This is a genomic window from Streptomyces sp. YJ-C3 (assembly GCF_053891275.1).
Genome location: NZ_CM132685.1, coordinates 251,980 through 276,449 on the forward strand (window position 1 = coordinate 251,980; position 24,470 = coordinate 276,449).

Genomic DNA, 24,470 nt, shown 5'->3' on the forward strand with positions numbered 1-24,470 from the left:
CCGTAACGGCCGCGGGCGGGACGCGGGCGGCTCGCGCATGTGTTCCACGAAGGGGTGTCGACCCGCGCCGGGGGAGCCGTCAACCCGCGGTTCCCTGGCGTCCGTTCCATGGAAAGCACCCACTCCGTCGGCCAACTCGCCGCGCATCTGGGCCTCGACCTGCTCGCCGTGGCCCTGCTGACCTTCGGGATCTTCTCCCCGCGCCATCGCGGACGGGACCTCGTACCGGCCTATCTCGCCCTGAACGTCGCCCTGTTCGCGGTCGTCGCCGCGCTCGGCGAGGCCGGCGGCGGGAGCGGACTCGCCCTGGGATTCGGCCTGTTCGGCGTGCTGTCGATCGTGCGGCTGCGCTCGGACGCGCTGCGCCACCAGGAAGTCGCCTACTACGTCGTCACGCTGGTGCTCGGGCTGCTGTGCGGGCTGCGCGCGCTCGGCCTCGACGCCGTCCATGCCGACGAGGACGCGCTGCGGGCGGAGCTGGCCCGCCGCCTCGGACGGCCGTACGCCTGGACCGTGCGGGAGATCGACTACGTACGCGACCTGATGGTGTTGGAAGTTCACTTCCGGCAAACGGAAGTTCGGGAACAATGGGCCGCGCCCGTACGTCCCTCTCGTAGTACGACGAAGACCGCTGCCCCCTCTTCCCAGGAGACCGTGTGACCCCCGCCGTACGCGCCATCGGGCGCGCCGCACTGGCCGCCCGGCCGCTCTCGCTCGACGAACTCAACAGCAGGGCCGAGCTGTTGGCACGCCAGGACCGCAGCTATCTCGTACCGGTCGAGATCTTCGCGGACTTCGCCGCGCTGCTCACCGATCCCCGGCGGGCGGGCGGCCCGTTCCGGGCGCTGTCGCTGGGCGGGCGCCGCTGGTTCGCGTACCGCTCCACGTACTACGACACCGCTGACCTGCGCACCTACCACGACCACCGGCAGGGGCGGCGGCTCCGGTACAAGATCCGTGAGCGGCTCTACCAGGACTCCGGGGAGCGGCAGTTCGAGATCAAGCTGAAGAACGGCCGCGGCGAGACGGTCAAGCACCGCCACCGCCTCACCGGCGAGGAGCAGGTCCTCGACCCGGCCGGGCGCGGCTTCCTGGCCGGGGTGCTGGGCGGCGCGTACGGGGTGACGGCGCCGCAGGACCTGCGGCCCTCGCTCGTCACCGACTACCAGCGCGCCACGTTCGTCGCCGACGGGCAGCGGGTGACCTGCGACGCGGGGCTCGTCGTACGGGACGTCTCCGACGGGCGGACGGTCCGGGCGGACAGCGGGCTCGTGCTGGTGGAGACGAAGACGCGGGGGCAGCTGACCGAGGCGGATCGGGTGCTTCACCGGTTCGGGGTGCGGGCGGCCGAGTTCACCAAGTATTGCGGAGGGTTCGCCGCGTTGCGGCCCGAACTGGGGGTGAACCGGTGGGCCCGGGCGGTGAGGCTGGCGTTTCCCGGGGGTGCGTCCTAGATCGGGTGGCGGTGGGCTTCGTGGGCGGGTGCGGGCCGGTGGGGCTTCTCGCGCAGTTCCCCGCGCCCCTCAGGGGCGCGGGGAACTGCGCGACCAGCCACGACGAAAGCCGCACCCGGCAACGGTCACCCGTGGGGCAGACGGGTCGGCCAGCGCAGGGTCACCACCGCCCCCGGTCCGCCGTCCGCGAAGGACACCTCGCCGCCCGACTCCTCCGCCGTGCGCCGCACGATCGGCAGGCCGAGGCCGGTGGAACCGGCGCCGGAAGCCGACACCAGGTACACGCTGCCGTCCGCCCGGGCTCCTCGGAGCGCGCCGAGGCCAGCGCCCGGTGCACGGCCGCGTCGTCCAGGGCCCGGCCGTGCGCACCGGCCCCGGAATCCGCGTCCGCACCCGCCGGCTGCCACGCCCCCAGGCCCCCGGCGACCGTGCCGACGGCCACCCATGCCGCGGTCGCGGCCACGCTGCGCCATCTCATGGCGTCACCCTGCCGGACACTTCCCTGACGCCACGCCAAGAGCCGACAGACTGTCGCGTTCGCCCGCGTCCCACAGACAGGACGCCGATGGTGTGCGGGTGCACCGCGCATTTACCCTCGGCCCCATGACCCCTCAGCCGAATCCCCAGGTCGGCGCCGCCGTCAAGGCCGCGGACCGCAAGCACGTGTTCCACTCCTGGTCCGCACAGGAGCTCATCGATCCGCTCGCCGTCGCCGGTGCCGAAGGCTCGTACTTCTGGGACTACGACGGCAACCGCTACCTCGACTTCACCTCCGGGCTCGTCTACACGAACATCGGCTACCAGCACCCGAAGGTCGTCGCCGCGATCCAGGAGCAGGCCGCGACGATGACGACGTTCGCGCCCGCCTTCGCCATCGAGTCGCGCTCCGAGGCCGCACGCCTCATCGCCGAGCGCACCCCCGGCGACCTCGACAAGATCTTCTTCACCAACGGCGGCGCCGACGCCGTCGAGCACGCCCTGCGGATGGCCCGCCTGCACACGGGCCGCCCGAAGGTCCTCTCCGCGTACCGCTCGTACCACGGCGGCACCCAGCAGGCCATCAACGTCACCGGCGACCCGCGCCGCTGGGCCAGCGACACCGGCACCGCCGGCGTCGTCCGCTTCTGGGCGCCCTTCCTCTACCGCTCCCGCTTCTACGCGGAGACGGAGGAGCAGGAGTGCGCGCGCGCCCTGGAGCACCTGGAGTCGACGATCCAGTTCGAGGGCCCCTCGACGATCGCCGCGATCATCCTGGAGACCGTCCCGGGCACGGCGGGCATCATGCTGCCGCCGGCGGGCTACCTGGCCGGCGTCCGCGAGCTCTGCGACACGTACGGCATCGTCTTCGTCCTGGACGAGGTCATGGCGGGCTTCGGCCGCACCGGCGAGTGGTTCGCCGCCGACCTGTACGACGTCACGCCGGACCTGATGACCTTCGCGAAGGGCGTGAACTCCGGCTACGTGCCGCTGGGCGGTGTCGCGATCTCCGGCGCGATCGCCGAGACGTTCGCCAAGCGCCCCTACCCCGGCGGCCTCACCTACTCCGGGCACCCGCTGGCCTGCGCCGCCGCCGTCGCCACCATCAACGTGATGGAGGAGGAGGGCATCGTCGCGCACGCGGCGAAGCTGGGCGCGGAGATCATCGAGCCGGGCCTGCGGGACCTCGCCGAGCGGCACCCGTCGGTGGGCGAGGTGCGCGGCGTCGGCATGTTCTGGGCGCTCGACCTCGTCCGGGACAAGGAGACGCGGGAGCCGCTGGTGCCGTACAACGCGGCGGGCGCGGACAACGCCCCGATGGCCGCGTTCGGCGCCGCCGCCAAGAAGAACGGCCTGTGGCCCTTCATCAACATGAACCGCACGCACGTCGTGCCCCCGCTGAACATCACGGAGGCGGAGGCCAAGGAGGGCCTGGCGGCCCTGGACGCGGCGCTCGCCGCCGCGGACGAGCACGTGGCGTAGGTCCCTGCCGGGTGAGGGGGACCCGGGGCCGCACCTCCGCCCCCCTCACTCCGGATCAGCTGAAGATGATCATCGAGCCCTGGGCCAGGCTGCGCGTCGCCGCCTGGTGCAGGCCCAGCCAGACATGGCGCTCGCGGGCGAACGGGCTGTCGTCCGGCGGGACGGGCGCGGCCGGCTCCTCCAGGGCCGTGGGAGCCGCGGGCGGGGCCGGCGGCCCGGGCGGGTTCGCCGGGTCTATCCCGATCGACGGCGCCACGTACTCCAGCTCGCGCAGCAGGGCGTGGGACGAGCCCAACGGGCCGCCGCCCTCCAGGAGTTCGTCGTTCGACAGGGGTGCCGGGAAGTCCACGGGGACGTACGCGCCCGCGTGGTCGTAGTGCCACACCAGATGCGAACTCTGCGCCGTCGACTCGAACATCTCCAGCAACTGCTCGTAGTCACCGCCCAGTTCGTCCACCGGCGTGACGGCGAGCCCGCACATCTGCAGCAGATACGCCCGGCGCAGGAAGTGCAGGGCGTCGTAGTCGAACCCCGCGACCGGCGCCACGTCGCCGGACAGGCCCGGCATGTACGCGTAGACCGGCACCGGTGGCAGGCCTGCCTCGTGCAAGGCCTTGTCGTAGACCGCGAGTTCCTCTGCGAAGGGATTGTCGGGGCTGTGGCACAGCACGTCGACGAGCGGGACGAGCCACAGGTCACAGGCCAAGGGGGCTCCTTAGGACTCCGGTTGAGCGGCGTGTTCTCGGCGTACGCCAGAGTAGTGTGCGCCGGCCCGCCGCAGCCCTGTCTTGCAGGGACCGGGCCTCAGGCGGTCCGCTCGCCCGCGAGGTGCTCGATCAGTCCGAGGGAGTCCTGGTTGTACGCGGCGATGATCGCCTGCGCGGCCGGGGCGTCCCGGCGGGTCAGCGCGTCCACCAGGTCGCAGTGGCCGGACCACAGGCGGCCCCGGAGATCGCCGGCCCGGCGCAGGTGCGGGACCGCGCACATCCAGGACTGGACGCGCAGCCGGTGGAAGAAGTCCGAGAGGTACGGGTTGCCGAAGAGGGCGGACAGCTCGCGCCAGAACCGCAGGTCGTAACCGATCAGGACGTTCAGGTCACCGGCCCCGGCGGCGCGGGCCGCCTCCTCGCCCCGGCGCCGCACGCCGTCCAGGGTGCCGGGGGCGCGCGGGCTCTGCGGGGGGTTCTCGGCGAGGCCGCGGAAGATGCCGTCGGCGACCAGGCTGCGGGCCTCGATCATGGCGCGGTAGTCCGTGAGGGAGTACTCGTGGACGCGGAATCCGCGGTGCTGGGCCGAGTCGAGCAGGCCCTGCGCGGTGAGGTCGACCAGCGCCTCGCGCACCGGGGTGGCCGACACCCCGTACCCCTCGGCGATCTCCTTGACCGTGAACTCCTGGCCGGGGCTCAGGCGGCCCGCCAGGATCTCGTCGCGCAACGCGTCCGCGATCTGCTGGCGCAGGGTGCTGCGGGTGACGGCGGGGCCGTCGAAGGCGGGCACGGGCGGGGTCCCCCGGTTCGGCTGGCGGTGGGTACTGCTCGAACGACAGGCCACCCTACGCGCTCGCCCCCGGTGGCCGGCCCCTGGAGGCACGCGCTCAGCGCGGCTCCGGAGGGCGCTGCCTCGGCATGTTCGGGCGGGCTCCCGGCGGCAGCGGGAAGCGGCCCTGGGGCTGCTCCGCCGGACGGGCCGCGCCCGGGACCGCGGACTGCATGACCAGCGGCGCGGGACCGGACCGGAACTCCACCATCCAGTCCGCGGTCTCGGCCCGCACCAGCTCCGTCACGTCCTCGGTGAAGCGCCGCAGCACGGACAGGCACCGCTCGGCGGCCTCGCTGGCCGTGCCCTCGGTCGGCCCGAGCACCTCGCGGACGCTCTCCGAGGCCCAGTCGAACTGCAGCACCTGCAACCGCCGCTGTACGGCCTGCGCCGTGGCGACGTCCCTTATCCAGCCGGACGTCAGCCCGAAGTACCGGTCGCACCCGGCACAGGCCACCGCGAGCAGCAGCGCGACGTACCCCCAGATCGCGGCCCCGCCCGCCGCCCCCGTCAGATCGAGCAGCGGCAGCACGCCCCCGGCGACCGCCCCGAGGGCCGCACCGCCGCGCAGCGCCCGGGCGCCCCGCCGCTTCCACACCCGGTCGGCGAGGTACCAGGAGGCGGTCCGCAGGGCCCCGTCCTCGACCCACCGGTACAGCTCGTCGAGCCGGTCGGCGGGCTCGCCCCAGTCGCCGAGCGGGAACGCCCGCCCCAGCAGATCGCCCGCGCGCCCGCCGTCGCCGTCCGAGGTGCCCCGGCCCTCGCCCTGCCCCTCCTGGGGCGGTCCTTCGGGCTGCATCTCCGGCTGACTCACCCGGAACTCCCTCGACTGGTGACGGCTGGGGCTGAATGTGCAGCATCTTCCTACCGCCCAATGGGTGGCCAAGGTCCCGTTATCGCGGGTTTTCCGCTCAGAAGTGGGCCTTCATCAGGTATAGGAAAGCAGCCCATCTCACTCGAAAGAGTGCAGTGCGACGTGCCGGGGCGGTCGACACCCGGACCACGTAGGCTCGTTTCGGGGGTTACGACCCCCGGACGGACCCCCAGACGAACCCCCAGACGAACCGCGACGAACCGGAACAGGAGCTGATCGTGATCCCCGGTGGTGGCCAGCCCAACATGCAGCAGCTGCTCCAGCAGGCCCAGAAGATGCAGCAGGACCTCGCGCAGGCTCAGGAGGAGCTGGCCCGGACCGAGGTCGAGGGCCAGGCCGGCGGCGGCCTCGTCAAGGCGACGGTGACCGGCTCCGGCGAGCTGCGCGGCCTCGTCATCGACCCGAAGGCGGTCGACCCGGAGGACACCGAGACCCTCGCCGACCTGGTGGTCGCGGCGGTCGCGGCGGCCAACGAGAACGCGCAGGCGCTGCAGCAGCAGAAGCTCGGCCCGCTCGCCCAGGGCCTCGGCGGCGGCAGCGGCATCCCGGGCCTCCCCTTCTAGCCCCGGCGCCAACTACCGTACGTACCAGCAGCAGAGCGGAACTCAGGAAGGCGATCGAGCCGTGTACGAAGGCGTGGTCCAGGACCTCATCGACGAGTTGGGCAGGCTGCCCGGCGTCGGTCCCAAGAGCGCGCAGCGGATCGCCTTCCACATCCTGCAGGCGGAGCCCACGGACGTACGGCGGCTCGCGCAGGCCCTGATGGAGGTCAAGGCGAAGGTCCGCTTCTGCGCGACGTGCGGCAACGTGGCGCAGGAGGAGCTGTGCAACATCTGCCGCGACCCGCGCCGCGACCCGAGCGTCATCTGCGTGGTCGAGGAGCCCAAGGACGTCGTCGCGATCGAGCGCACCCGTGAGTTCCGCGGGAAGTACCACGTGCTCGGCGGCGCCATCAGCCCGATCGAGGGGGTGGGCCCCGACGATCTGCGGATAAGGGAGCTCCTCGCCCGCCTCGCGGACGGGGCGGTCACCGAGCTCATCCTCGCCACCGACCCGAACCTGGAGGGCGAGGCCACGGCGACGTACCTCGCCCGCATGATCAAGCCCATGGGCCTGAAGGTCACCCGCCTGGCCAGCGGCCTCCCCGTCGGGGGCGACCTGGAGTACGCGGACGAGGTCACCCTCGGCCGCGCCTTCGAGGGGAGACGACTCCTAGATGTCTGACGCCACGCTGCACGCCACCGCTCAGGACCCGAACGACTTCGCGGTCCAGATCTCCGACCAGATCGAGTCCTTCATCGTCGCGGTCGCCGAGATCGCCAAGGGCGACGAGCCGGACTCGGCCGTCCCGTTCCTGCTGCTCGAGGTCTCCCAGCTGCTCCTCGCCGGCGGCCGGCTCGGCGCGCACGAGGACATCGTCCCGGACGAGCGCTACGAGCCCGACCTGGGCCCGGAGCAGGACGTCGACGAGCTGCGCGAGCGGCTCGCGGTGATGCTCGACCCCGTCGACGTCTACTCCGAGGTCTTCGACCCGTACGAGCCGCGCAAGGCGCCGGTGGCCGCCCGGATCTCGGACGACCTGGCCGACGTCGTCACCGACCTGCGCCACGGCATGGCCCACTACCGCGCGGGCCGTGTCACCGAGGCGCTGTGGTGGTGGCAGTTCTCGTACTTCTCCAACTGGGGGTCCACCGCGTCGGCGACGCTGCGCGCCCTGCAGTCCCTGGTGGCGCACGTGCGGCTGAACCAGCCGCTGGACGACCTGGACGGCCTGGACACCGACGAGGACCTCTCGGCCGGTGAGGACGCCCTCGCGGAGGAGGCCGGCAAGGTCATGGCCGAGGAGATCGCCGGGCCGCTGGGGCTCCGGCCGGTCAAGTAGCACCGGCCGGGACATGTGACCCGCCCCACTATTCCGCTTGCGCCCGGCAGAGCCTGGGCATGCGCTTGATCGGGCGGCCGGAACCCCCCAACGAAACCCCGGTGATCACGTCGTGAGCGGGACATCTCACGATGCGATATGGCCGGGGCGGATTTCGGCCGCTCGTTAAACTGAGCCGACCGCAGTACGCGTACGTACATGCGGTGACAGACGGACTGAGCGAGGAGCGCACGTGGGCCTTGTCGTGCAGAAGTACGGAGGCTCCTCCGTAGCCGATGCCGAGGGCATCAAGCGGGTCGCCAAGCGCATCGTGGACGCCAAGAAGAACGGCAACCAGGTGGTTGTCGTGGTGTCCGCGATGGGCGACACGACGGATGAGTTGATCGATCTCGCCGAGCAGGTATCTCCGATCCCTGCCGGACGAGAGTTCGACATGCTGCTGACCGCCGGAGAGCGGATCTCCATGGCCCTGCTGGCCATGGCGATCAAAAACCTGGGCCACGAGGCCCAGTCGTTCACGGGCAGCCAGGCCGGCGTCATCACCGACTCGGTCCACAACAAAGCCCGGATCATCGACGTCACGCCGGGGCGCATCCGGACCTCCATCGAAGAGGGCAACATCGCCATCGTCGCGGGGTTCCAGGGCGTCAGCCAGGAGGGCAAGAACATCACGACCCTGGGTCGTGGCGGTTCTGACACCACCGCCGTGGCCCTGGCCGCCGCGCTCGACGCCGAGGTCTGCGAGATCTACACGGACGTCGACGGCGTGTTCACCGCCGACCCGCGCGTCGTGAAGAAGGCGCGGAAGATCGACTGGATCTCCTTCGAGGACATGCTGGAGCTGGCCAGCTCCGGGTCCAAGGTGCTGCTCCACCGCTGCGTGGAGTACGCCCGCCGCTACAACATCCCGATCCATGTGCGGTCCAGCTTCAGCGGACTGAAGGGCACCTGGGTCAGCAACGAGCCGAAGCAAGGGGACAAGCCCGTGGAGCAGGCGATCATCTCCGGTGTCGCGCACGACACCTCCGAGGCGAAGATCACCGTGGTCGGTGTCCCGGACAAGCCGGGCGAGGCCGCGAAGATCTTCCGGGCCGTCGCCGACGCCCAGATCAACCTCGACATGATCGTGCAGAACGTGTCGGCCGCGTCGACCGGTCTGACCGACATCTCCTTCACGCTCCCCAAGACCGAGGGCCGCAAGGCCATCGACGCCCTGGAGAAGCAGAAGGCCAACGTCGGCTTCGACTCCCTGCGCTACGACGACCAGATCGCCAAGATCTCGCTCGTGGGCGCCGGTATGAAGACGAACCCGGGTGTCACGGCCGGGTTCTTCGAGGCGCTCACCGACGCGGGCGTCAACATCGAGCTGATCTCCACCTCCGAGATCCGCATCTCGGTCGTCACGCGGGCCGACGACGTGAACGAGGCCGTGCGCGCCGTGCACTCCGCCTTCGGTCTCGACTCGGACTCCGACGAGGCCGTGGTCTACGGAGGCACCGGCCGCTGATGGACCGGCCTGCTGGGGCACCTGTGCGGCGTCCGACGCTCGCGGTCGTGGGAGCGACCGGGAGCGTCGGCGCCGTTCTGCTGCAGATCCTGTCGCAGCACGCGGACATCTGGGGGGAGATCCGGCTCGTCGCCTCGGCGCGCTCGGCGGGGCGCAAGCTCGGCCTGCGCGGCGAGGAGGTCGAGGTCGTCGCCCTGGAGGAGTCCGTCTTCGACGGGGTCGACGTCGCCATGTTCGACGTGCCCGACGACGTGGCCGCCCAGTGGGCGCCGATCGCGGCCGCCAAGGGCGTCGTCGTCGTGGACAACTCGGCCGCCTTCCGGCTGGACCCGGACGTGCCGCTCGTCGTCCCCGAGGTCAATCCGCACGCCGCGCGCGTGCGGCCGCGCGGCATCGTCGCCAATCCCAACTGCACGACGATGTCGATGATCGTCGCCATCGGCGCGCTGCACGCCGAGTTCGGGCTGCGCGAGCTGGTGGTGTCGAGCTACCAGGCGGTGAGCGGCGCGGGCCGCGCCGGCGTCGAGACGCTGCGGGCGCAGCTGGACCTCGTCGCCGGTACGGAGCTGGGGACCAGCCCGGGCGATGTGCGCCGGGCCGTCGGCGAGGAGACCGGGCCGTTCCCGGAGCCGGTCGCGCTGAACGTCGTGCCGTGGGCCGGGTCGCTGCGCGAGGACGGCTGGTCCTCGGAGGAGATGAAGGTGCGGGACGAGTCCCGCAAGATCCTCGGGCTGCCCGATCTGAAGGTGGCCGTCACGTGCGTGCGCGTACCGGTCGTCACCACGCACTCCCTCACCGTCCACGCCCGCTTCCAGAGCGAGGTCACCGTGGACAAGGCGCGCGAGATCCTCGCGACCGCGCCCGGTGTCGTGCTCTTCGACAATCCGGCCGCCGGTGAGTTCCCCACGCCCGCCGACGCGGTGGGCACCGATCCGACGTGGGTGGGCCGGGTGCGGCGCTCCCTCGACGACCCGACCGGGCTCGAACTCTTCGTCTGCGGGGACAATCTGCGCAAAGGTGCCGCTCTGAACACCGCGCAGATCGCGGAGTTGATCGCCACGGAGTTCGCCGGCGCGTGAACCGCGCGTGATCTGCGCCTCTCCTGATGTCCGCCTTACGGTCAGCCCCTTCCCATATGCGGATTGACTCGTAGGATCTGTGTAAGTTCTGTGGAGGCCAGTGGTCCACACCACGTGGCCGGACCGCATGAACCAGGGCCTCTGATCGTTCAAAGATTCCCTCCCCGTCCTGCAACCGCATGCAGGGCGGGGAGCGTCTTTGCGGTCGCCTTCAGGGGGCGACCGAACGCACAGGGCAATTGGGGCATAGGGGAAGAGTAGGTACGCATGTCGGCATTTGACGGTTCGTCATCGGTGGGGATGACGAGATCTGTCGCAAATGACTCGCCGGAGGCGTACAACCCTGACGGGGGGAAGCGTGTCCAACAGGCGTGGCAGAGGTACTCGACTTCACAGCGGTACAGGCGAGGGGCGCGGCCCTTCGCCCACCCCTCGCACCCCTTGGGACCCGGCGTCCCCGCGGGGGCGCGGCCGGCGGCATGCCGGTGATCGCCCCCATGCCCGCAGCGCGGCCGGCGCAGCTTCCGGCTCAGGGCGTTGACGACGTGACGGCGGCAGGCACCACGGTCGACCACCTCACCGAGACGTACCGCGCCCACTACCGCTCCCTGCTGGGACTCGCGGCGCTCCTGCTCGACGACACGGCCTCCTGCGAGGACGTCGTCCAGGAGGCGTTCATCCGGGTCCACTCCGCGCGCAAACGCGTCCGTGACCCGGAGAAGACGCTGGCGTACCTGCGCCAGACCGTCGTCAACCTGTCGCGTTCGACGCTGCGCCGCCGCATCCTCGGGCTGAAGCTCCTCACCAAGCCGATGCCCGACATGGCGAGCGCCGAGGAGGGCGCGTACGACCTCCTGGAGCGCGACGCCCTGAAGGCCGCGCTGCGCGGGCTGCAGCGGCGCCAGCGCGAGGTCCTCGTCCTGCGGTACTTCGCGGACATGACCGAGGCGCAGGTCGCCGAGGCGCTCGGCATATCCCTCGGGTCGGTGAAGGCGTACGGTTCACGCGGTATCGCGGCCCTGCGCGTCGCCATGGAGGCGCCGGCATGAGCCCCGGGAGCCACGAGCCGGACGAGCGGTTCACGAAGCACGAGCACGACGAGCACGACGAGCACGCTGGGAACGCAACTGTGAACGACGGACCCAGTCGTCCGGCCGATGCGGCGGCCGACGACGAGCTGGAACTGCGGCGGATGATGCGGCAGGCCGTGGCCGACATCTCCGTCTCGGACGAGGCCCTGGACCATCTGCGCCGCGCGGTGCCCGCCCGGCGGGCCCGGAAGCGGCAGGCCGTCGTCGGCGCCGTCGCCGCCGGGGTGTTCGTCGCGATGGCGGTGCCCGCGGTGCTGCACGTGGCGAACTCGGGTTCCGCCGGCGACCGGCCGTCCATCGCCGGCCACAGCGAGGCCACGCACGGCGGTGTCGAGGGCGGGCGGACCGCCGGCACCGACGGCCGGGACACCGACGGCTCGCCCTCCCACTCCAAGGACAAGGACAAGGGCGCCGGCAAGGACAAGGACAAGGGCGGCAAGGGGAAGGACACCGGCGGCGGCGCCACCGGCGGCCCCGGCCCCGCGTCCACGGCCGCCGCCAGCTCCCCGGTCTGCGACGCGAACGATCTCTCCGACGCGGTGGCGAGTGTCGGCCAGCCCGACGCCGGCGGCACGGTCTACGGCACGTTCCGCGTCTCGAACGGATCGGACGCCAACTGCACGGTCGACAGCCCCGGCAGCGTGGTCACCGTCGCCGAGGGCGCGGCCGACCCCGCCAGGGTGAGCGTCGTCGACCACACCGCGGGCGACCGGGCGACCGGCCTGCCCGACCCGGCGACCGAGCCCAGCCAGCTGATCCTGGAGCCCGGGATGGCGTACGAGGTGCGCTTCGCCTGGGTGCCGTCCGGGAGCTGCCCGGCGACGGGCGGCGGCACCGGTGGCACCGGCGGCGGCGAGTCGCCCGCGCCGACGCCCTCCGGGGACAGCACGGGTTCGGCCGGCGAGACGGCCGCGTCGACCGGTTCGGGCCTCACGGCGCAGTTCGGCGGCGAGGACACGGCCGACGGCAGCGTGGTGGTCTCGCACACGGCGGAGCCGGGAGCGCCGAGCGCCGCCGCGACCATTCCGGACGCGTGCGCGGGCACCGTGTACCGCACGGGCGTGCTGCCCGCGTCGTAGCCCGCGTCAGGCCGTTTCCTCGGTGAGGCCCAGCTCCGCGTCGCGGAGCGCTTCCGCCTCCCGGCGGACCAGCCGGAACCACATGAACAGGACGAAGCCCGCGAAGACGAACCACTCGCCGGTGTAGCCGAGGTTCTGGAACGCCTTCAGGTCGAGGCCGCTGCCCTCCGCGGTGGTGGCCGGGACCGCCGTCATCCGCCCGTCCGCCGTGTCGAGCGTGATCCAGGCGTCGTACACGTCGTACGACACCAGGTTCACCAGGGACGCCGCGCTGATCATGCCGACCTGGCCCGAGGGCAGGCCGCCCGCCGCGGTCACCCCGTTCGATCCCACGGACTCCGAGGCCTGCAGCGCCCCGGTCACCGTGACGTCGCCCTTCGGCGGCGCCGGTGCCTTCGCGGCCGACGCCGTACCGGGCAGCCAGCCGCGGACCACGGGGAGCGCCTTGCCGGAGCCGTCGACCTTCAGCAGCGTCACGACGTAGAAGCCGCTGCGCCCGTCGAGGTCGCGGTCGGGCACCAGGAGCTGCCGGTCGTAGTGCCCGGTCGCCGTGGTCAGCCTGCCGGAGGTCTTCTTGTCCACGGGCAGCAGCGAGGCGAGCGGCGCGGCGGCCGCCTTCTCGTTGGCCGCCGTCTGCTCGGAGGCGGAGCGGTGGTCCTGCACCCGGTCCTCGAAGCGGCTGAGCTGCCACGAGCCCATGAACACGCAGAGCGGGACAGCCAGCAGGACGAAGATGTTGATCCCCCACCACCTGGGGGTCAGCAGGAACCGGTACACACCTCCCACGGTACGGGTCCGATATAAGGACCCGTCCCGCGGCCCCCGTCCGGCGGCGGTCAGCCCGGCAAGTGGCGCGTCACGAAGTCCAGTTCGAGACCGACCTGCTTGATGCGCTCCTCGACGACGAGCGAGCCGTGCCCCGCGTCGTACCGGTACACCTCGTGCACCGCCTCGCGAGCCGTGAGCCGGTCCACGTAGTTGTCGATCTGGCGGATGGGGCAGCGCGGGTCGTTGACCCCCGCCGAGATGAAGACCGGGGCCTTCACGTCGTCCACGTACGTCAGCGGCGAGGACGCCGTGAAGCGGTCGGGGACCTCGTCCGGGGAGCCGCCGAAGAGCGTGCGGTCCAGGGCCTTGAGAGCCTCCATCTCGTCCTCGTACGCCGCCACGTAGTCCGCGACCGGGACCGCCGCCAGGCCCACCGCCCACGCGCCGGGCTGGGTGCCGAGGCCGAGGAGGGTGAGGTAGCCGCCCCAGGAGCCGCCCGCGAGGACCAGGCGCTCGGGGTCGGCGAGGCCGGAGGCGACCGCCCAGGCGCGGACGGCCGCGATGTCCTCCAGCTCGATCAGGCCGACGCGGTGCTTGAGGGCGTCGGTCCACTCCCGGCCGTAGCCCGTCGACCCCCGGTAGTTGACCCGGACCACCGCGTATCCGTGGTCGACCCAGGCCGCCGGGCCCGCCGCGAACGCGTCCGAGTCGTGCCAGGTGGGGCCGCCGTGGATCTCGAAGACCGTGGGCAGCGGGCCGGTGGCGCCGGCCGGCTTCTGCACGAGGGCGTGGATGCGGCCGCCGGGGCCCTCCACCCACGCGTCCTCGACGGGGACCGACGCCGGTGCCTTCATGCCGGGCGGGTCGAGCACCACACCGCCCGCGGTGGAGCGGACGACCGGCGGCTGCTCGGCCGACGACCACAGGTACTCGACGCTGCCGTCCGGGCGGGCCGAGGCCCCCGACACCGAGCCGACCGGGGTCTCCACCTCGGTCAGCGCGCCGGTCGCGAACGTGTAGCGCCACAGGTCGGAGCGGGCCTCGAATTCATGGGCGATGAGCAGCGCCGAGCCGTCCGGGTACCACTCCGCCGACACGTCGCCCGGCAGGTCCAGGGCCAGGTCGGTCTGCTCGCCGGAGACCACGTCCCACACCATCGGCTCCCAGCGGCCGCGCCGCTGGTGCCCGACCAGGAGGCGGGTGTCGCCTTCGACGGGGGCGAAGCCGAGGACCTCCAGGCCCAGCTCCTCCTCGCCGCCCCTGGTGTCGTCCAGCTCGGCGACCGTCGAGCCGTCCAGCCGGACCACGCGCAGCGCCGAGTGCATCGCGTCGCCGTGCTCGGTGTGCTCGATCGCGATGAGCGTCCCGTCGTGGCTGAGGTCGCCGACCCCGGCCGACTCGCGGTGCCGGTAGATCTCCACGGGGGCCTCGGAGCCGGGGCGCACGACATGGATGGTCGTGCCGTCCTCGTCGGTGGAGCGGCCGACGACCGCCGTGTGCCCGTCGCGGCCGATCGCGAGGCCCGCCGGGTAGGAGGGGGCGAGGCCGGGGACGGCCTCGGTGTCGGCGCCGCCGGTGAACGGCTGGCGCAGCCACACGCCGAACTCGTCCCCGTCCTTGTCGCTGAACCACCAGATCCACGCGCCGTCGGGGGAGAGCACGCCGTCCGTCGTCCCGTTCGCCCGGTCCGTCGCCTGGCGCTGCTCGCCCGTGGCCCGGTCCCATGCGTACAGCTCGTAGGTCCCCGTCGCGTTCGACACGAACAGGGAGCGGTCCGGGGCGTCCTCCGCCCAGTCGGGCAGCGACACCCGCGGCGCGCGGAACCGCTTCTCCCAGTCCGGCAGGGCGGACACGGGCGACACGGACGGCTCGGACGGCATGCTCTCAGTCATGGCCCCATAGTGCCCGCCCGCACCACCGGTCCGCTGCCAGGGTCCCCAGCCTGTGGACAACCCGGTGCGGCGAGGTGTCGCCCGTACCGGTCGGATCAGTCAGGAGGACGGCGAATCCGTGGAGGCAGTGTCCCGGACGCCGGTTCGCGACGGCAGGGTCAGGGCCGACGCGACGCGGGATGGGAAAGATCGGCGTGACCCGGCCTAGGGGTCGTGCCTCCGGGGGGAGAGGCCGGGTCCGCCACGCAGGTGCTCCCGCTGAGCGTGCCTGCCGTCCGTCGGCGGGCCGGGTCGAGGAGGGGGAATGAACTGCACCGACGCGGTTCATCCGTACGACCCGGTGTGCGACGACGTGTGGGGAATGTACGCCCGCCCGGCCCGGTCCGGAATACCTCGCGCATATATCTACGCTTTTCTCCGTCAGGTCTCGAGCGCCGCACGACCCACCGCGGTCACACGGGCGGGCGGGCCGGCGCCGGGCCCAGGGTCGTCGTACCGGGGGCCGCCCGGTGGCCGAGGCCCGTGCGGTACGTGTCGAGGGCCGCCTCGATGCGGCCCGTGCGGCGGTACAGATCGCCCAGCAGACGGCACAGATCCGCCAGGTCGCCCGCCGCGCCGGCCCGTTCGAGCAGGCTGAGGGCGTTCACGTAGTGCTCCTCCGCCTCCTCCGTGGTGCCCGACTCCTGCGCGATCAGACCGAGCAGCCGGTGCGCGCCCGCCGCGTGCACGGCGCCCCGCTCCGGGCTCAGCTCGCCGAGCAGCGAGCGCAGCAGTCGCGCCGCCTCCTGGGGACGGCCGAGCCGGCGCAGCACATCGGCCAGTTCGACCTCGACCTGCTGGGTGTAGAGCGCGGCCCGCTTGGCGGAGAGCATGTCCCGGGCCGTCCGCAGCTCGGTCTCCGCCTCGGCGAGCCGGCCCGCCTGGGCGTGGACGTAGCCGCGCATCCAGTGGCAGTGCGCCAACTCGGTGCGGATCTGCAGCTGTTGATAGAGCTCGGCCGCCTTCGCGAGGGAGGCGTCGGCCTCCGTCACCTTGCCCTCGGCCAGCAGCGTACGGGCCACCGAGCGGTGCATCTGGGCGACGAGCGCCGGGTCGCCGACGCGCGGGGCGAGCGCCAGCGCCAGTTCGGCGGCCTGCGCGGCGCGCGCGTGCGCGCCCATGTCCATGTACGGGGCGATGGACGCGGTGTAGAGCAGGACGAGCGCGTCCGGGTCGTGCAGGCCGCCGGTGTTGAGGTCGTCGAGGGCGGACTCCAGCAGGTAGCAGGCGTACCGCAGGGAGCCGGAGAGGTAGTGGGCGACGGCGCGGGCGCGGATCACCGGCGCGCGCTGGGGCAGCGGTGCCCCCGACCGGGTCAGCAGTTCGTCGGCCGCGTCGAAGTGGCCCCGGGCCAGGGTCAGTTCGCCCGTCTCCAGGGCGCATTCGCCGAGCCCCAGCTCGGCGGCGGCGCTCTCCGCGTCGAGCCCGTGCCGGGACGCCTCCGCGCTCAGCTCGCGGTACAGCACGGCCGCCTCGCTCGCCGCGCCGGTCGCCAGTGCCCGCTGGGCCTCGGTGAGCCGGAGCCTCAAGTCCGTTGCCAGATAGGCCGGTCGGCCCGTGGCCAGTTCCTCGTACGTGACGCACAGGCGCTCCGCGATGTGCCGCAGCGCCGCCTCGGAAGGGCGGACGCGGCCCGCTTCGAGGGTGGAGATGTACGCGGGCGTGTAGGCGGGCTCGGCCACCTGCCGCTGAGTGAGGCCGCGTTCGGTGCGCAGCCGCAGGACACGGCGTCCGACGTGCTCCGTCGGTTCGTCGGGTGCTTCGTCCGGTGGTTCGTCCGGCATGACGCGGTGCGCCGCCTCTCACATGCGTACAGGGGGTCACATGAGTCTCACCTCTTGCCGCGCCTCCCGCCAACCCCCTAGGTTGTGCGATCAGTTAAGCCAAGTTAATTCGGCTTAACCGACAACTTATCGCCGACTTGCTGCGAGGTCCCCGTGCGCGTCCGCACACCTTTGGTCACCGCGATAGCCGCGGGCTCCCTCGCGATCGCGGCGCTCGGCGCCGCGGGCACGACGTCCCACGCGGCCGCCGGCGACGGGAGCGGGACACGGACCGTCGAGTACTTCCCGGACGCCCACGGCGAGGGCCGGCACGCGCAAGTCGCCACGGCCGTGCCGGACCGGATCGCGCGGGAGAAGAGCGCGCCCGCGAAGACGGCCGCCGCCACCACGGTCACCCCGCTGCAGCGGACCGGCCCCTCCGAGGGACGCCTGGACCTCGTCGTCATCGGCGACGGCTACACGGCCGACCAGCAGGACGACTTCACGGCGGACGCCCGGTCCAAGCTGGACGCGATCTTCGCGATCGAGCCGTACAAGAGCTACCAGGGCCTGTTCAACTTCTGGCTCGTGGACGCCGTGTCGAACGACTCCGGCGTCTCCGGCGACCCGACGCGGGACGTCGTCAAGGACACCGCCGTCAGCAGCTACTTCTTCTGCGCCGACACCGAGCGGCTGCTCTGCGTCGACGAGAAGAAGGTCGACACGTACGCCCAGCAGGCCCCGGACTCCGACATCGTCTTCGTCGTCTCGAACTCCACCAAGTACGGCGGCGCCGGATACAGCGGACTGACCTCGACGGCCGGGCACACGGGCATCGCCACCATGTCGTCCGACCACGACAGCTCGTACCTCATAGGCGCCCACGAACTCGGCCACTCCATAGGCCTGTTGGCGGACGAGTACCAGTACGCGGGCTACGGCACCTACCCCGGCCCCGAGCCGGCCGAGCCCAACACCACGAAGCAGACCGTCGACGGCATGCGCGACACGCAGACCAAGTGGTACCGCTGGCTCGGCCAGGACGACCCGTCGGGCGGCACCGTCGGCGCGTACGAGGGCGGCGGCTACTACGAGTACGGGATCTACCGCCCCACCCAGAACTCGATCATGCGGGCCCTGGACACCGACGTCTTCAACCTCCCCGGCCGGGAGGCGATGATCGCCGGCTTCTACCGCGACGCCGACCTGCTCACCGCCCGCACCTCCACGGCCCGCACCCTGAGCGCCTCCAGCACGCTCCGCGTCGACCTGGCCCCGCTGCCGCAGGGTCTCTCCGACGTGCGCGTGCACTGGTACGTGGACGGGGCCGAGGTCCGTCGGGCCGAGGGCCTGAGGACGCTGAAGGCGAGCTCCCTGGGGCTGCGCAAGGGCACGCACAAGGTGACCGCGAAGGCCGTCGACCGCACGGCGGCGCTGCGCGACCCGGCCGCGCGGAAGGCGGCGACGAACAGCGTGAGCTGGACCGTCTCGCGCTAGGACCCGATCCGCCGGACCTTCACCAGCATCCGTCGCCCCGGTCACCGCCGCATGTCGAGCCGCTCCCGAGTGGCAGGTGCGCGGGGCCCGGGTGAGGCTGACGGGGTGACCCGGGGGCGGTGACGGGAGGCGTGAGCGATGTTCGCAGCACTCGGTCGGTTCGTGGTGCGCAGGCCCTGGTGGGTCATCCTCGGCTGGGTCGTCGTGGCGGCGGCCGTCATCTCGCTCGCGCCGAAGCTGACGTCCAGCTCGGACGAGGCGAGCTTCCTGCCCGACACCTACGAGTCGATCAAGGCCTCCGACATCCAGGAGTCGAAGTTCCCGCAGCAGCAGAACGTCGGCGCCGTCATCGTCTTCCAGCGGTCCGACGGCGGGCGGCTGAGGACCGCCGACTCGGCGGAAGTCGTCCGCATATCTCGGCAGTTGGCCGCCAAGGACGTTCCCGAGGTCGAGGCCGTCGTGCCCGGCAAGCCGTCGCCCAACAGCCTGGTGCAGACGTCGATGGTCGCGATGCCGAAGCTGACCGACCCCACCGACACCTCCCAGCAGGACGCCGTCAAGACGCTCCGCACCGACCTCCAACAGGAGCTGAAGGGGACGGACTTGAAGGCGGGCGTGACCGGCTCCGCCGCGACCGCGCTCGACGAGTCGGAGGCGTCCGAGCGGGCGGGTCTGCTCGTCGGCGTCGGCACGATCGTCATCATCATCGTGCTGCTCCTGATCATCTTCCGCAGCCCGATCATCGCGCTGCTCCCGGTCGTCCTGATCGGGCTGATCTCGCCCCTGGCCACCGGCCTGATCGCCTCCGCCAACAAGGCGTTCGACATGAAGGCGGACTCCTCGATCCAGGAGCTGCTCACCGTCGTCCTGTTCGGTGTCGGCACGGACTACATCCTGTTCCTGCTCTTCCGCTACCGAGAGGCGCTCCGGGCCGGGGAGGACCCGAAGACCGGCATGGTGCACGCCGTGGAACGGGTCGGCGAGGCCATCACCTCGGCGGCCGGCGCCGTCATCGTCGCCTTCGCGGCGCTCGCCCTGTCCACCCTCGGCATGCTCAAGTCGATGGGCCCGGCCCTCGCCATCGCCGTGTTCGTGACGCTGTGCGCGGGCCTGACCCTGGTCCCGGCCGTGGTCTCACTGCTCGGCACCAAGGTCTTCTGGCCCTCGAAGTCCTGGCAGCGGGAACCGCAGGGCACCGGCTTCGCCAAGCTGGGCGCGTCGATCGCCCGCCGCCCGGCCGTCTGGGCCGTCGCCTCGGCGCTCGTCATGGCGGTCCTGGCGCTCGGCGCCCTCGGCTACAAGGCCAACTTCGACCTGGCGACGTCGTCGCTGCCCAAGACCAAGGAGTCCATGGTCGCCCTCCAGGACCTGGAGAAGGGCTTCCCCGCGGGCACCACGGACCCCACCAGCGTGTATCTGACGTCCACGTCGGACGCGCCGCTGACGGCGGCCCAGGCGGCGGAGTTCCGCCGGTCGCTGTCCGAGGTCGACGGCGTCGGCACGGTCGGCGCGGCCGCGCTCAGCAAGGACGGCACGGCGGCCGCGTACAGCGTGGTCCTCGACGACCCGCCCGCCTCCGAGTCGGCGATGGCCACCGTGAAGGACGACCTGCGCCCGGCGGCCCACGCGGACGCCCCGGACGGTACGCAGGCCAAGGTCGGCGGCATCACGGCCGTCTACGTCGACATCAACAAGGCCGTGGACCGCGACTACTCGGTGGTGTTCCCCGTCGCGGCGCTCTGCATCATGGTCATCCTGGGCCTGCTGCTGCGCAGCCTGGTGGCGCCCTGGTACCTGATGGTGTCGGTGGCGCTCGGCTTCGGCGCGACGCTGGGCGCGACGTCCTTCCTGTTCACGAAGATCGGCAGCCAGCCCGGCCTGATGTTCATGCTGCCCGTGATCATGTACTTGTTCGTGGTCGCGCTCGGCACCGACTACAACATCCTGATGGTGTCCCGGCTGCGCGAGGAGGCCCGCGCGGGCCGCGCCCCGCACGACGCGGCGGGCACGGCGGTACGGCACTCGGGGCCGACGATCGCCTCCGCCGGTGTGATCCTCGCGGGCACGTTCGCGACGCTCATGCTGGCCGGCAACTCGACGCTCTCCCAGATGGGTTTCGCCCTGTCCTTCGGCATCGTGATCGCGGCGTTCGTGATGGCGATGGTCTTCACGCCCGCGCTGACGGCCCTGATCGGCCACGCGGCGTGGTGGCCGGGCCACGGCGACCGCCGCAAGTAGAACGCCGGGTCCCGCTGCCCCGTCTGCCGGGTCCCGTTCGCGGGCGGGCGCGGGCCCGGTGGGGCTTCTCGCGCAGTTCCCCGCGCCCCTGGAGGCCTGCGGCTTCGCCGCGCCTCCATCGGCGATGCGCACTTCGTGCAGCATCTCCTCCTGAGATGGCGCACGCAGTGCGCGTCTCAGGGGCGCGGGGAACTGCGCGAGCAACCACGACGGGACCCGCACCCGCGCGCACTCCCCGTAGAGCTCACGGCGAGTGCGCCGGCGGCCGCGCCGCGGGGGCGCGACCGGCCACCACGAAAGCCGCGCCGTCCCCCGAAACCGTCACCCCCCGACAACCAGCACCCCGCACATCACCACGACCCCCACCACAAGCGCGGCCCCGACAAACCGGCGCCGCAACACCTGGTACCGCCCCTCGTACTCCGCCCGCAGCTCCCGCGCCCGTTCCGCACTCCGCCGCCACAACTCCCGCTGCTCACCCAAGTAGGCCTCCAGGTAAGCTCGTTGGACATCAGCCGCCTGCGACTCCGTCAGCCACGGCATCCGCTCGACGAACCGCCGGGCGGCCGACCGCCCCTCCGAACGGGCCGCCTCCACCATCAGATAGCCCTCGATCTCCCGGATCACCGCCCCGCCTCCACCAGCTCCGGCGCGGCAGCGCCCCCGTGGCGGAGGTCGAACGCCGGCGACTCCGAGCGGATCCGCGGCAGCGCCACGAAGTTGTGCCGCGGCGGCGGGCAGGACGTCGCCCACTCCAGCGAACGCCCGTACCCCCAGGGATCGTCGACCTCGACCGGCTCCCCGTACTGCGCCGTGCGCCACACGTTGTAGAGGAACGGCAGGAACGACATCCCCAGCACGAACGAGAAGATCGTCGAGACCGTGTTGAGCCCGGTCAGGCCCTCCACCGCCAGATAGTCCGGCACCCGGCGCAGCATGCCCTCCGCCCCCAGCCAGTGCTGCACCAGGAACGTCCCGTGGAAGCCGATGAACAGCGTCCAGAACGTGATCTTCCCGAGCCGCTCGTCCAGCATCCTCCCGGTGAACTTCGGCCACCAGAAGTGGAATCCGGAGAACATCGCGAACACCACCGTCCCGAAGATCACGTAGTGGAAGTGGGCCACCACGAAGTACGTCTCGCCCACGTGGAAGTCCAGCGGCGGCGCCGCCAGCACCACCCCGGTCAGCCCGCCGAAGGCGAACGTGATCAGGAACCCGACCGCGTAGAGCATCGGTGTCTCGAACGACAGCGAGCCCTGCCACATCGTGCCGATCCAGTTGAAGAACTTCACGCCCGTCGGCACCGCGATCAGGAACGTCATGAACGAGAAGAAGGGCAGCAGCACCCCGCCCGTCACATACATGTGGTGCGCCCACACCGTCACCGAGAGCCCCGCGATCGCGATCGTCGCGCCGATCAGGCCCGAGTACCCGAACATGGGCTTGCGGCTGAACACCGGGATCACCTCCGAGACGATCCCGAAGAACGGCAGCGCGATGATGTAGACCTCCGGATGCCCGAAGAACCAGAACAGGTGCTGCCACAGCAGCGCCCCGCCGTTCGCCGCGTCGAAGACGTGCGACCCGAACTTCCGGTCGGCCTCCAGGGCGAACAGCGCGGCCGCGAGGACCGGGAAGGCCAGCAGCACCAGGACGCCCGTGAGCAGCACGTTCCACGTGAAGATCGGCATCCGGAACATGGTCATGCCGGGCGCCCGCAGGCACACGATCGTCGTGATGAAGTTGACCGAGCCGAGGATCGTCCCGAACCCGGAGAACGCGAGCCCCATGATCCACATGTCGGCTCCCACGCCCGGCGAGTGCACCGCGCCGGACAGCGGCGCGTACGCGAACCACCCGAAGTCCGCGGCCCCCTGCGGCGTGAGGAACCCGCCGACCGCGATCAGCGACCCCAGCAGGTACAGCCAGTACGCGAACATGTTCAGCCGCGGGAAGGCCACATCGGGCGCCCCGATCTGCAACGGCATGATCCAGTTCGCGAACCCGGCGAACAGCGGCGTCGCGAACATCAGCAGCATGATCGTGCCGTGCATCGTGAACGCCTGGTTGAACTGCTCGTTGGACATGATCTGCGTACCGGGCCTGGCCAGCTCCGCCCGCATGAACAGCGCCAGCAGCCCGCCCAGGCAGAAGAACGCGAACGCCGTGACCAGATAGAGCGTGCCGATCGTCTTGTGGTCGGTGGTGGTCAGCCACGTCACCGACTTCGGATACCTCAGGGACTTCATGCCCGGTACGTGTCCGGACACGGCCCGCGCCTCACCGCCCCGGCCCGCCGCAAAGATCACACCCCGCACCTGTGAGGATCGGGGCCGTGCCGGACACCTACGCAGCATGAGTACGACGGACGACGCCTTCGCGGCGGCCTACCGCGCGCACTACTGGGCGGTCAGCCGCTTCGTGGCGCGCCGCCTCGACCCGGGCTGCGCCCACGAGGTCGAGGAGGTGGTCGCCGACGTCTTCTCCATAGCCTGGCGGCGCCGCGCGGAACTCCCGCCCGAGACGCCGCTGCCCTGGCTGTACGCCGTCGCCCGCAACTGCCTCGCCAACACCGTCCGGGGCCTCGGCCGCAGACGCCGCCTCCTCGACCGCATCGGCCACCACGAGAGCGCCCACCGCAGGCAGGTCGTGCCCGGCCCCGACGCCGACCGGCCCGGCGCCTGGGTGCACGAGGCGCTGGCCCGGCTGAACCCCGCCGACCAGGAGGCGCTGCGCCTGACCACCTGGGAGGAGCTGACGCTCGACGAACTGGCCGTCGCCCTGGAGTGCGGCAAGAACGCGGCGGCGATGCGGCTGCACCGCGCCAGGCGCCGGCTGCGCGCCGAGATCGACCGGATGAACATGACCGTTTCCGCAGGGACGACCGCAGGAGACCGCGACCGTGACTGACCCCCTCGACCCGCACGGCCCCCCGGCCGGTTCCGACGAGCTGGCCCTGCTGCGCGCGGCGAACCCGGTCCCCGCCGACGACCCGCGCTACGCCGACACCCGCCCCCTGCACCACCAGGCCGAACGCGCCCTCAACCAGCTCCTGCACGGCACCCGCTCCCGGCGCGCCCGCCGCACCCTGGTGCTGCGCGCCGAGGCCGCCGTGTGCGCGGTCGCCGCGCTGCTCGTGCTGGGCCTGTCCTACGTCGCCGCGCCCGCGGCGACCGCCGCCCCGGCCCCGCTGGACCCGGGCTCCACCGCCGCGGCGGTGCCGCTCGGCACGCTCGCCGACCGTGCGCTGCGGGCCGCGGCCGACGGCCGGCCGGAGCCGCGCCCGGGCACGCACGTCAGGACCTGGACGCTGGGCGCGCACGGCGAGCGGCCCGAGGAACGCGTCGTGCGCCGGCGGCCCGACGGCAGCCGCACCGAGCGCGTCACCCGGGCCGGCACACCGCTGCCCACCCGCACGTTCCCGCCGAGCCGGAGCGACGCGCCGCCCCGGTCGCGGCCGCCGGGCGACACCGCGGGACTGCGCCGCTACCTGACCGCGCTGCACCACGGCGACACCCGCAAAGCGCCCCAACTGATGGTCGCCGCAAGCGAGTTGCTGGACAACTGGACGCCCGGCGCCCGGCAGACCGCCGCGCTGGTCCGGCTCTTCGCCGCCGCCGACGGCCTGCGCCCGGCGGGCCCGGTCACCGACCGGCTGGGCCGCTCCGGACAGGCCTACGTCACCGTGGACGCGGCCACCGCCGTGTGCCGGATGCTGATCCTGGACCCGGCGGACGGCACCGTCCTCGGCATGGACGTGACGTCCGCGGACTCCGGTGAGCTGCTGTCCTACCGTGCGTGGCAGCGGTGAC

The 24,470-nt window shown here is 72.0% G+C and carries 23 protein-coding genes; 14 read left to right on the forward strand and 9 right to left on the reverse strand.

Annotated elements, in window-relative coordinates:
• Positions 1-108 precede the first annotated feature (108 nt).
• Together ACVHNB_RS01150 and ACVHNB_RS01155 are read left to right on the forward strand one after the other, a co-directional pair.
• A complete protein-coding gene (locus ACVHNB_RS01150) occupies positions 109-660 on the forward strand; it encodes a DUF4956 domain-containing protein (RefSeq protein ID WP_428953356.1) in 552 nt (183 codons plus the stop codon).
• Complete coding sequence (locus tag ACVHNB_RS01155) at positions 657-1,454, forward strand: polyphosphate polymerase domain-containing protein (protein ID WP_428953355.1); 798 nt, start codon at positions 657-659, stop codon at positions 1,452-1,454. Before ACVHNB_RS01150 ends, ACVHNB_RS01155 begins: the two co-directional genes overlap by 4 nt.
• A 125-nt stretch (positions 1,455-1,579) precedes the next feature.
• Here the strand turns inward: ACVHNB_RS01155 and ACVHNB_RS01160 are convergent, their stop codons facing one another.
• Positions 1,580-1,729, reverse strand: a complete 150-nt coding sequence (locus ACVHNB_RS01160; RefSeq protein WP_456227224.1) for a hypothetical protein — start codon at positions 1,727-1,729, stop codon at positions 1,580-1,582.
• Between the two features lie 328 nt (positions 1,730-2,057).
• On the opposite strand from ACVHNB_RS01160, the gene ACVHNB_RS01165 reads away from it, so the two are divergent.
• Complete coding sequence (locus ACVHNB_RS01165) at positions 2,058-3,413, forward strand: aspartate aminotransferase family protein (protein WP_428953353.1); 1,356 nt, start codon at positions 2,058-2,060, stop codon at positions 3,411-3,413.
• 55 nt (positions 3,414-3,468) lie between these two features.
• Here the strand turns inward: ACVHNB_RS01165 and ACVHNB_RS01170 are convergent, their stop codons facing one another.
• From ACVHNB_RS01170 to ACVHNB_RS01180, 3 genes are all read right to left on the reverse strand, one after another.
• Complete coding sequence (locus ACVHNB_RS01170) at positions 3,469-4,119, reverse strand: hypothetical protein (protein WP_428953352.1); 651 nt, start codon at positions 4,117-4,119, stop codon at positions 3,469-3,471.
• Positions 4,120-4,217: 98 nt separating this feature from the next.
• Positions 4,218-4,910, reverse strand: a complete 693-nt coding sequence (locus tag ACVHNB_RS01175) for a GntR family transcriptional regulator (RefSeq protein ID WP_428953351.1) — start codon at positions 4,908-4,910, stop codon at positions 4,218-4,220.
• A gap of 97 nt (positions 4,911-5,007) precedes the next feature.
• A complete protein-coding gene (locus ACVHNB_RS01180) occupies positions 5,008-5,763 on the reverse strand; it encodes an SLATT domain-containing protein (RefSeq protein WP_428953350.1) in 756 nt (251 codons plus the stop codon).
• 278 nt (positions 5,764-6,041) lie between these two features.
• On the opposite strand from ACVHNB_RS01180, the gene ACVHNB_RS01185 reads away from it, so the two are divergent.
• The 7 genes from ACVHNB_RS01185 to ACVHNB_RS01215 all read left to right on the forward strand — a co-directional run bounded on the left by ACVHNB_RS01185 (position 6,042) and on the right by ACVHNB_RS01215 (position 12,461).
• Positions 6,042-6,386, forward strand: coding sequence for a YbaB/EbfC family nucleoid-associated protein (locus ACVHNB_RS01185; RefSeq protein ID WP_428953349.1), 345 nt, complete (start codon positions 6,042-6,044; stop codon positions 6,384-6,386).
• Positions 6,387-6,447: 61 nt separating this feature from the next.
• Positions 6,448-7,047: a recombination mediator RecR gene (gene recR / locus ACVHNB_RS01190; protein WP_428953348.1), complete on the forward strand. Its 600-nt coding sequence runs from the start codon at positions 6,448-6,450 to the stop codon at positions 7,045-7,047.
• Complete coding sequence (locus ACVHNB_RS01195) at positions 7,040-7,705, forward strand: DUF5063 domain-containing protein (protein ID WP_428953347.1); 666 nt, start codon at positions 7,040-7,042, stop codon at positions 7,703-7,705. Before recR ends, ACVHNB_RS01195 begins: the two co-directional genes overlap by 8 nt.
• 232 nt (positions 7,706-7,937) lie before the next feature.
• Entirely contained in the window at positions 7,938-9,212 is a 1,275-nt protein-coding gene (locus tag ACVHNB_RS01200) for an aspartate kinase (protein WP_428953346.1), read from the forward strand.
• The gene (locus tag ACVHNB_RS01205; protein ID WP_428953345.1) at positions 9,212-10,291 is read left to right on the forward strand and encodes an aspartate-semialdehyde dehydrogenase; all 1,080 of its coding nucleotides are present in this window, start codon (positions 9,212-9,214) and stop codon (positions 10,289-10,291) included. Before ACVHNB_RS01200 ends, ACVHNB_RS01205 begins: the two co-directional genes overlap by 1 nt.
• Positions 10,292-10,662: 371 nt before the next feature.
• Positions 10,663-11,340 (forward strand): SigE family RNA polymerase sigma factor, encoded by a 678-nt coding sequence (locus ACVHNB_RS01210; RefSeq protein WP_428953344.1) that lies wholly within the window; start codon positions 10,663-10,665, stop codon positions 11,338-11,340.
• On the forward strand, positions 11,337-12,461 hold the full coding sequence (locus ACVHNB_RS01215; RefSeq protein WP_428953343.1) for a hypothetical protein: 1,125 nt from the start codon (positions 11,337-11,339) through the stop codon (positions 12,459-12,461). Before ACVHNB_RS01210 ends, ACVHNB_RS01215 begins: the two co-directional genes overlap by 4 nt.
• Before the next feature lie 6 nt (positions 12,462-12,467).
• On the opposite strand, the gene ACVHNB_RS01220 is transcribed toward ACVHNB_RS01215, so the two are convergent.
• The 3 genes from ACVHNB_RS01220 to ACVHNB_RS01230 all read right to left on the reverse strand — a co-directional run bounded on the left by ACVHNB_RS01220 (position 12,468) and on the right by ACVHNB_RS01230 (position 16,944).
• Positions 12,468-13,238, reverse strand: coding sequence for an SURF1 family protein (locus ACVHNB_RS01220; protein ID WP_428953342.1), 771 nt, complete (start codon positions 13,236-13,238; stop codon positions 12,468-12,470).
• Between the two features lie 59 nt (positions 13,239-13,297).
• The gene (locus tag ACVHNB_RS01225; RefSeq protein WP_456227225.1) at positions 13,298-15,121 is read right to left on the reverse strand and encodes a prolyl oligopeptidase family serine peptidase; all 1,824 of its coding nucleotides are present in this window, start codon (positions 15,119-15,121) and stop codon (positions 13,298-13,300) included.
• 452 nt (positions 15,122-15,573) lie between these two features.
• Positions 15,574-16,944 carry a tetratricopeptide repeat protein gene (locus ACVHNB_RS01230; protein ID WP_456227226.1) on the reverse strand — a complete coding sequence of 457 codons (1,371 nt, stop codon included), beginning with the start codon at positions 16,942-16,944 and terminating at the stop codon, positions 15,574-15,576.
• 153 nt (positions 16,945-17,097) lie between these two features.
• On the opposite strand from ACVHNB_RS01230, the gene ACVHNB_RS01235 reads away from it, so the two are divergent.
• Together ACVHNB_RS01235 and ACVHNB_RS01240 are read left to right on the forward strand one after the other, a co-directional pair.
• Positions 17,098-18,420, forward strand: coding sequence for a M64 family metallopeptidase (locus tag ACVHNB_RS01235; protein ID WP_456227227.1), 1,323 nt, complete (start codon positions 17,098-17,100; stop codon positions 18,418-18,420).
• Positions 18,421-18,558: 138 nt separating this feature from the next.
• The gene (locus ACVHNB_RS01240; protein WP_456227228.1) at positions 18,559-20,658 is read left to right on the forward strand and encodes an MMPL family transporter; all 2,100 of its coding nucleotides are present in this window, start codon (positions 18,559-18,561) and stop codon (positions 20,656-20,658) included.
• Between the two features lie 321 nt (positions 20,659-20,979).
• On the opposite strand, the gene ACVHNB_RS01245 is transcribed toward ACVHNB_RS01240, so the two are convergent.
• Together ACVHNB_RS01245 and ctaD are read right to left on the reverse strand one after the other, a co-directional pair.
• Positions 20,980-21,285 (reverse strand): hypothetical protein, encoded by a 306-nt coding sequence (locus tag ACVHNB_RS01245; protein WP_428953337.1) that lies wholly within the window; start codon positions 21,283-21,285, stop codon positions 20,980-20,982.
• Complete coding sequence (gene ctaD / locus ACVHNB_RS01250) at positions 21,282-22,907, reverse strand: aa3-type cytochrome oxidase subunit I (protein ID WP_456227229.1); 1,626 nt, start codon at positions 22,905-22,907, stop codon at positions 21,282-21,284. Before ctaD ends, ACVHNB_RS01245 begins: the two co-directional genes overlap by 4 nt.
• Before the next feature lie 106 nt (positions 22,908-23,013).
• Between ctaD and ACVHNB_RS01255 the strand changes: the two genes are divergently transcribed.
• Positions 23,014-23,568 carry an RNA polymerase sigma factor gene (locus ACVHNB_RS01255; RefSeq protein ID WP_428953335.1) on the forward strand — a complete coding sequence of 185 codons (555 nt, stop codon included), beginning with the start codon at positions 23,014-23,016 and terminating at the stop codon, positions 23,566-23,568.
• Positions 23,561-24,469, forward strand: a complete 909-nt coding sequence (locus tag ACVHNB_RS01260) for a CU044_5270 family protein (protein ID WP_428953334.1) — start codon at positions 23,561-23,563, stop codon at positions 24,467-24,469. The genes ACVHNB_RS01255 and ACVHNB_RS01260 overlap by 8 nt, the downstream gene beginning before the upstream one ends.
• Position 24,470 lies beyond the last annotated feature (1 nt).